This is a genomic window from bacterium (genome assembly GCA_016873475.1).
In the GTDB taxonomy this organism is placed as follows: Bacteria; Krumholzibacteriota; Krumholzibacteriia; order JACNKJ01; family JACNKJ01; genus VGXI01.
The window spans coordinates 1-8,089 of record VGXI01000148.1 but is presented as its reverse complement, the minus strand read 5'-3'; the positions used below and the strand labels follow the sequence as shown (position 1 = coordinate 8,089).

General features: G+C 70.3%; 7 protein-coding genes and 1 tRNA gene. 1 reads left to right on the top strand and 7 read right to left on the bottom strand.

Features of this window, described 5'->3' with window-relative positions; genetic code table 11:
- The 7 genes from FJ251_11385 to FJ251_11355 all read right to left on the bottom strand — a co-directional run.
- On the bottom strand, positions 1-2,282 hold a 2,282-nt coding region (locus FJ251_11385), incomplete at its 3' end, for a hypothetical protein (GenBank protein MBM4118319.1).
- A gap of 171 nt (positions 2,283-2,453) precedes the next feature.
- Positions 2,454-2,530: transfer RNA gene (locus tag FJ251_11380), tRNA-Pro, on the bottom strand.
- Between the two features lie 50 nt (positions 2,531-2,580).
- Positions 2,581-2,958 (bottom strand): MerR family transcriptional regulator, encoded by a 378-nt coding sequence (locus FJ251_11375; GenBank protein ID MBM4118318.1) that lies wholly within the window; start codon positions 2,956-2,958, stop codon positions 2,581-2,583.
- Between the two features lie 10 nt (positions 2,959-2,968).
- Positions 2,969-4,012 carry an NAD(P)-dependent glycerol-3-phosphate dehydrogenase gene (locus FJ251_11370; protein ID MBM4118317.1) on the bottom strand — a complete coding sequence of 348 codons (1,044 nt, stop codon included), beginning with the start codon at positions 4,010-4,012 and terminating at the stop codon, positions 2,969-2,971.
- Entirely contained in the window at positions 4,013-4,630 is a 618-nt protein-coding gene (gene plsY, locus FJ251_11365) for a glycerol-3-phosphate 1-O-acyltransferase PlsY (protein ID MBM4118316.1), read from the bottom strand.
- Positions 4,627-5,961 carry a ribosome biogenesis GTPase Der gene (der, locus tag FJ251_11360; GenBank protein ID MBM4118315.1) on the bottom strand — a complete coding sequence of 445 codons (1,335 nt, stop codon included), beginning with the start codon at positions 5,959-5,961 and terminating at the stop codon, positions 4,627-4,629. The genes plsY and der overlap by 4 nt, the downstream gene beginning before the upstream one ends.
- Before the next feature lie 82 nt (positions 5,962-6,043).
- Positions 6,044-7,399, bottom strand: a complete 1,356-nt coding sequence (locus FJ251_11355; protein ID MBM4118314.1) for a DUF512 domain-containing protein — start codon at positions 7,397-7,399, stop codon at positions 6,044-6,046.
- Between the two features lie 116 nt (positions 7,400-7,515).
- Between FJ251_11355 and FJ251_11350 the strand changes: the two genes are divergently transcribed.
- Positions 7,516-8,082: a hypothetical protein gene (locus FJ251_11350; protein ID MBM4118313.1), complete on the top strand. Its 567-nt coding sequence runs from the start codon at positions 7,516-7,518 to the stop codon at positions 8,080-8,082.
- Positions 8,083-8,089: the final 7 nt, after the last annotated feature.

Genomic DNA, 8,089 nt, shown 5'->3' with positions numbered 1-8,089 from the left:
GAAAGCAGGACCGTCCGCACGAGGGCCACACTGGCTGGGGTGTTGACGCGGACCCAGTACACCCCCGCCGCCTGGAGGCCGCCCTCAGAATCGCGCCCATCCCAGGTGCATGCATGATCGCCGGCGGGAAGGAACGCATCCAGTACTGTGCCCAGATCCCGGCCCATCACATCATGGACGGTCACGCTCACTCGCATCGCCGTCTGCAGCTGGAAGCGAATGCCGGTCTCGGATCGGAAGGGATTCGGATAGGCGGGGTCAACGAGCAGCGCCGCGGGTGAGAACGGCAGAAGGACAGTCTCCGTTCGCAGGAGTGCCATCGGCTCGCCGAGGCGCGCGCCATGGAGGAGATACCTGAGGCGGGCACCGGCCACGAGCAGTGGCGAGTGGTCCACGGCCATGAAGCGGCCAGGGCCGGTTACCACGCAGGGGACCGTCCAACTCACTTGGCCGAGCTGCGCTTCGAGGAGGAAGCTCTGCGACTCATCAGCCACTTCCCACTCGACCGTGACGCTACCGGGCACAGCATCGATCCGGAACGCCGTCAGCCCGACCGGCACGATACCGGACCACGTCAACCCCAGACTGTTGTACTCACCACCTGCGATCGCTACGTAGCGTTCGTTGGGTGCAGGCACATCACACTGCCCGAAGTTGTCGTCGCCCCAGGCGATGACACTGCCGTCGGCCTTCAGAGCCAAGCAGTGAAACGCGCCACTCGCGATCGCGACGAACCCCTCGTTCGGATCGGGAATGTCACACTGGCTCGAGCTATTGTCTCCCCATGCCGCGACCGTGCCGTCAACCCGGAGTCCCAGGCTATGGGAGTAGCCAGCCGCAACTGCGATGAACATCCCGTTGCCCGCCGGGTCGTCGCACTGCCCGGCGTCGTTCTCTCCCCACGCGATGACATACCCATCGGCCGTCAGACCAAGGCTGTGGTAGTAGCCGGCCGCCACCGCTGCGAAGCCCCTGTTCGGCTCCGGCACCTGGCATTGCCCGTGAGCGTTGCTCCCCCAGGCCACCACGCGCCCATCGCCCTTCAAACCCAGGCTGTGCGCTGCACCGGCGGCGACCGAGCCGAACCCCGAATTCGGAACGGGCAGGTCGCACTGACCCGAGCTGTTCAATCCCCAAGCCGTCAGCGTGCTATCCGCCCTGACAGCCAAGCTGTGCCGCTGGCCAGCGGCGATGGCGGCGTACCCGCTGTTTGGCAGCGGGACCGCACATTGGCCTTCGGAGTCGCTGCCCCAGGCCCTGATCATGCCGGACTTCTTCAGGCCCAGGCAGAAGTTCAACCCAGCAGCGAAGGCCTCGTAGTCCTCGTTTGGCGCCGGCACATTGCACTGCCCGTTGTTGTTCCAACCCCAGGTCACTACCGCCCCATCACTCCGCAGACCGACGCAGTGACCATAGCCCGCCGATATCGCCACGAACGCCGCATTCGGGTCCGGCACAGACCACTGGCCGAATGTATCGTCTCCCCACACCAGGACGGTGCCGTCGTCTCTCAGGCCCAGACTGTGCCTGCCGCCAGCGGCAATGGCCACGAAGCCCGTGTTTGGCTCCGGCACCGTGCACTGTCCGTACGCGTCATCTCCCCACGCGACGACCGTGCCATCGGCTTTCAGTCCGAGGCTGTGCTGGCGGCCGGCGGCGATGGCGATGAAGTCGGCGTTCGGCTCGGGTACAGCACATTGCCCGGAGCTGTTCAGGCCCCAGGCGGCGATGCTGCCATCCTCCAGCAGACCGAGGCTGTGATCGGCTCCCGCTGCCGCAGCCTGGAAGCCGGCGTTGGGTGGTGGGACGATGCACTGCCCGTGGCTGTTCTTGCCCCAGGCGACGATGTGGCCGCCACTCTTCAGACCGAGGCTGTGGTAGCTGCCTGCGTCGATTGCCGCGAAGTCCGCATTCGGCGCCGGCACATCGCATGCTCCGAAGAGGTTCGATCCCCAGGCGACGATCCTGCCGTCGGACTTCAAGCCGAGGCTGTAGTAGTATCCCGCTGAGAGCTGCGCAAACGCTGCGTTCGGATCGGGGATATCACACTGGTCGTTGTCGCCCATTCCCCAGGCCACTGCGCTACCATCGGCATGCAAGGCCAGGCTGTGGAAATCGCCGGCGCTGATCCCTTGGGCGCCCTCGAGGGCCGATTGCGCGACGAGGACTTGCCCTCCCCAGCCGACGATCACGCCGTCCGCCCCCGCCCGGGCACCTTCCCCTCCCGCAAGCAAGGCGACCAGAATGGTGGCCACCGGGAGGACCGTCGAACCCATCCGCATTCCGCTACCTCCGAGACGGGGCTGCCCCCTGCCTGGACACGATTATACCAAATCCGCCCGCTGGCGACGGGCTCGCTTCCAGGCAGCCGTACAACGCGGTTGGTAGGCGGCGGCGAGACGACCCCGCAACGAAGAGGCCCCGCCGCGATGAACGCAGCGAGGCCTCTTCTCAGGTCGGGGCGAGGTGATTTGAACACCCGACCACTTGCCCCCCATGCAAGTGCGCTACCGGACTGCGCTACGCCCCGAACACGCCTAGATATAGCAACTTGCCCCCCGACTGACAAGGGGCGCGGGTCTATTTTCCATCCAGCGCGCGGCGCAGGGCGACGAGCTCCGCCTGGATCTCCTTCAGGAGCTGGCGCTGGTCGGCCCGCGCGAAGGGGATCTCGAACTGCTCGAGCAGGTCGCGCACCTTGCGCGTCTCGGCCAGGCGCTGGCGGGCGCCGGCGATCGTGTAGCGCTCCCGGTGTAGCAGGTGCCGAATGGCGATCGCCAGCTCCACGTCCCGCTCGCGGTAGACCCGGTTGCCGGCGCTGTTCTTGCTCGGCCTGAAGCTGGGGAACTCGGTCTCCCAGTAGCGCAGCACGTGGGGCTTCACCCCCGTCAGCTCCGCCACCTCGCTGATGCTCCAGTAGAGCCGCCCGACCGGCTTCTTGGGCCGGGCCTGGACGATAGGCGCCTGCTCAGGCTTCGCTCCCGGCACGGCGACCTCCTTTCCTGATCTCGGGCGCCGGATCGCGCGTCATCAGCTCGCGGATGGCGAGCTGCGGATCCTTGCCCGCAAAGAGCACGGCGTGCACCTGCTCCGTGATGGGCATCTCGACGCCCTCGCGGCTCGCCATCTCGTGCAGGGTGCGCGTGGTGTGCACGCCCTCGGCCACCTGCACCATCTCCGCGAGGATCTCCGGCAGCTTGCGGCCGCGGCCGAGCTGCTCGCCGACGTGGCGGTTCCGGCTGTGCCGGCTGAAGCAAGTCGTGACGAGGTCGCCCACGCCCGCCAGCCCGAGCAGCGTGCGCCGGTCCCCGCCGTGGGACTCGATGTAGCGGCCGATCTCGGCCAGGCTGCGGCTGATCAGGGCGCCCTTCGTGTTGTCGCCGAGGCCCACCCCGTCGATGATCCCCGAGGCCAGCGCCACCACGTTCTTGAGCGCCACGCCGAGCTCGACGCCCGTGCGATCCTCGTTGACGTAGACGCGCAGCGTCTCGCTCGAGAACTCGCGCTGGAGCTGCGCGCGCCGCGGGCTCTCGGCCCCGGCGAGCACGAGGGCCGTGGGCAGCTTGCGGCCCACCTCCTCGGCGTGGCTCGGCCCGACGAGCACGAGCAGCCGCTCGCCGAGCGGGCCCACCTCGTCCTCGATCGCCCAGCAGAGGCTGCGCCCGCTCGACGGGTCGAGCCCCTTGGCCGCCAGGATCCAGGTCGCCGCCGGGGGCAGCGCCGGCGAGGCCGCCGCGCGCGCCGCCACCTCGCGCAGCACCAGGCTGGGCACGACGAGGACCAGCGCCTCGCAGCCCGCCAGCGCCGCAGCGAGATCCGTGGTGGCGCCCGCCGCCACCGCCTCGGGCAGCACCACGCCCGGCAGGTACTTGGTGTTGCTGCGCTCCCTGCGGATCGGTTCGATCTCCGACTCCAGGTGACCCCAGAGCCGCACCGCGTTTCCCGCCTCGTGCAGGGCCTTCGCCAGCGCGCTGCCCCAACTGCCACAGCCGAGCACCGCGACCGTCGCCATCTAGGCCGCCCCCTTCGGCGGCGCGCCGAAGCGCGGCTCCTCGCCGCGCAGCAGGCGGCGCAGGTTCGCGCGGTGCCGGATCCAGATGAGCAGGGTGATGAAGAGCGCGAAACCGAGGAGCAGCCGGTCGCCCGGCTGGCGCCACAGCAGGAAGAGCGGCATGGCCGTTGCCGCCGCGAGGCTCGAGAGCGAGACGATGCGCGAGGCCAGCACCACCACCGCGAAGACGAGCAAGGTGAGGCCCGTCGCGACGGGCGCCAGGCGCAGGAAGACGCCGGCGCTCGTCGCCACGCCCTTGCCGCCACGGAAACCCAGGTAGGGCGTGAAGCTGTGGCCGAGGATGGCGGCGAGGCCCGCGGCCAGCGCCAGCCAGCCGGGCCCCTCCCCCCCCAGGCGCTGGGCGAGCGCCACGGCCACCCACCCCTTGAGCAGGTCGAGACCGAACACGGTGACGCCCCAGCCCCAGCCGAGCTGGCGGATGGCGTTGGTCGCGCCGAGGTTGCCGCTGCCCACGCGCCGCAGGTCGACGCCTTTCACCAGGCGACCGGCGAGGTAGCCGAAGGGGACGCCCCCGACGAGGTAGGCGAGGGCGACGAGAAGCAGCGCGCTCCCGCTCATGCCGACAGCTCCCGGCGACTGCGGGCCTTGAGGTTCAGGCGCAGGGGACTGCCCTCCAGATCGAAGTGCGCGCGCAACTGGTTCGTCAGGTAGCGCCTGTAGCTGAAGTGCACCCACTCCGGATTGTTCACGAAGAGCGTGAAGCTGGGCGGCGCCGCCCCCGTCTGCGTCGCGTAGTAGAAGCGCGCGGTGCCGCCGTTGAAGTGGTTGGGCGGCCGCCGGGCCACCGCCCGCTCGAGGGCGCTGTTGAGCTGCCCCGTGCCCAGCCGCTGGCCCCGCTTGTCGAAAACGCGAAAGGCGGCCTCGAGCACCGTGTGGATGCGCTGGCGGGTCACCGCCGAGATGAAGAGCACCGGCGCGTAGGCGAGGAAGGGTAGCCCTTCGCGCACCCGCTCGAGCACCGCGCCCAGGGTCTGGTCGTCCTTCTCCAGGCGGTCCCACTTGTTGACGGCGATCACGCAACCCTTGCCCTCCTCGTGGGCGTGGGCGGCGATCCGCTGATCCTGCTCCGTGAAGGGTTGGCTCGCGTCCAGCACGAGCAGCACCACGTTGGCGTTGTCGATCGCCGCCAGGCTGCGCAGGCTGCTGTAGACGTCCAGGCGCGACTTCGTGCGGCTCTTGCGGCGCAGGCCGGCGGTGTCGATCAGCACGGCCTCGCGGCCGTGCCAGCGCAGCGGGCTGTCCACGGCGTCGCGCGTGGTGCCTGGGATCTCGCTGACGATCATCCGTTCCTCGCCGAGCAGAGCGTTCACGAGGCTGCTCTTGCCCACGTTCGGCCGCCCGACGACCGCCAGGCGCAACTCGCGCTCGAGCTGGGCACTGCTGGGCAGGGGCGGCACGCGTTCGAGCAGGCGCTCCCAGAGCTCCGCGATGCCGCCGCCCCCGTGCAGCGCGCTGAGGCCCAGCGGCTCGCCGAGGCCCAGACCGTGGAACTCGTGCAGGGCCAGCTCGTCCTCGGCGCGCTCCACCTTGTTGACGAGCAGCCAGACCCGCTCCGCGCGCCGGCGGAGCAGCTTGGCCACGGCGAGATCCTCGTCGGTGACCCCCGTGCGGACATCGGTGAGGAAGAGGAGGAGCTCGGCCTCCTCCAGGGCGGCCAGGGCGCTCTCCGTCGTGGCGCGCGACAGCTCGTCCCGCTCCAGGCTGATGCCGCCCGTGTCGACCAGCCAGAGGCGCCGCCCCTCGCGCTCGACCTTGGCAACCAGGCGATCCCGCGTCACCCCGGCCCGCGCGTGCACGACCGCGAGCCGGCGCCCCGCCAGGCGATTGAAGAGCGTCGACTTGCCCACGTTGGGCCGGCCGACGATGGCGATCGTGGAGGGCGTCGGCACTTGAGGCATCCTGCGAAAGGGCATGATATCTATGGCGATAGACGCACCCTAGCAGGCCCGACCGCGCTCCTTCAAGTGATTTCTAGCTGCGGCCGCGCGCGAACTCGGCGAGGGCGCCCAGCAGCCCAGTCTCCGGGACGACAACGGGCAGGCCGGCGCGGCTGCGGAAGTCCGCGAGGCTCAGATCGTCCAGGAAGCGCCCCGCGGCATTGAGCGTGTTCGGCGGCAGGACGAGGGCGTCGAGCGCAGGCGGCAGCAGCGCGCGCCCGGCGAGCAGCTCCTCCCCCGGCAGCAGCCCGCTCACCGTGATGCCGGAGCCGAAGAGACGGTTCTCGAGCCCGCGCAGCTCCAGCGCGAGTCCGGGCAGCCTCCCCAGCTGCGGCAGGAGCTGCTCGCGCAAGAGCTGCTCCCCCAGCTTGCCGGTGAGGAGCCCCACCCGCAGAGGCCGCGCGGGCGCCCTCCAGCGCTCCGCCTCGGCGAGGACGGTGTCGATGAAGTCGCGGCTCATCCCGATGCCGTTGTCGTAGAGGAAGAAGGCCTCGTAGTCGGCCATCTGCGGCAGGGGCTGGCCGGCCTGCAAGTAGAACTCGTCGGCGAGGTGCGCGAAGCGCGTCCCCAGCGATTCCTGCAGGCGGCGCTGCCAGGTCTCCACCTGGGCGATCACGGCGGCCGCGCCCGCCGCGTCGAAGGCGCGCAGCGGCGTCAGGCGCGCGCGGTGGGCACTCAATCCGACGGGCACGATGCCCAGGCTCTCGATGCCCGGGTGGTAGCCGGCGAGGGCCGCGATCGTCTCGTCGAGCGCGGCGCCATCGTTCCAGCCGGGCACCAGCACGATCTGCGTGTGGATGGCGATGCCTCCCGCGAGCAGACGCGCGATGAGTCCGCGGATGTCCCGGCTGCGCTTCAGTCCCAGGAGGCGATTGCGCAGGGCCATGTCGATCGCATGCACCGAGAGGTAGACCGGGCTCAGGTGCTGGCGGACGATGCGCTCGAGCTCGTGCTCCCGGGCCAGCGCCAGCGTGACGTAGTTGCCGTAGAGGAAGCCGAGGCGGTAGTCCTCGTCCATGAAGTAGAGGTCCTCGCGCAGCCCCGCCGGCATCTGGTGGATGAAGCAGAAGACGCAGTCGTTGCTGCAGGTCTTGAACTCGAGGGGCGCGAAGGTGAGCGCCTCCCCTTCGAGCCGCTCCCCGGGCACGCGGACCCGGCGCTCCGCGCCGTCCACCCCGAGGATGCTGAGTTCGGGCTCGGCGCTGAAGGCGCTGTAGTAGTGGAAATCCAGCACGTCCGTCAGCGGCTGTCCGTCGACCGCCAGCAGCCGCTCGCCGGGCGCGAGAAGGCCGGCCAGGCTCTCCCCCACCGCGGTGAGGCACAGGCCGGCCCCCGCCTCGCTGGGCGCGATGCGCAGGCCCGGATGGCGCGGTGAACGGATCAGGCGCAATGCTCCCCCTGCGGTGTCCGACCCTGAGTCCAGGCCTTCGCTCGGGCGGCGTGAGGCGCGGCTTGGCAGGAGCAGCGCGACCTGTTAGCATTCCCCCGCCCCGCAGGAGGTGGCCGATGCCCCCCCGCCGCGCGCTCCTCGCCCTCGCCCTCGCCCTCGGCGCCCTGCCCGCCCGCGCCGGCGACGACCTGATCGGCCTCTTCGCGGACGAATCCGCCACGCTCTGCGCGGCGGCGACGACGCCCTACACGACCGTTTCCGTCTACCTCACCGCCTGCCTCGACGGCATCGACGCCATCATCGCTGCCGAATTCGCCCTCGCCGGCCTCTCCCTGAGCCCCGGCTATCCCCTGGGCCAGTGCACGCCGCACTGGAACAGCCCCCTGGTCATCGGCAGCCTCGAGGACGACCTCGCGATCGCCTTCACCGCGCCCCTCGCCGGGCCCCTCGCCTTGCTCGGCCGCCTCGACTTCCTGCCCTTTGGCACCGATTGGCCGGGGGTGGATCGCCAGCTCCGCGTCGTCGCCGGCAGCGCCCAGGGCGCCGTCATCCTCGTCGATGGCGACGCCGTCGAGCGCGAGGTCCTGGGCGGCCGCTTCACCTTCAATTGCAGCCAGGGCTGCGACTGCGGCCCCGGTGGCACCGCCAGCCTCTCCTTCGGCGAGGTCAAGCAGCTCTACTAGCGGCGCG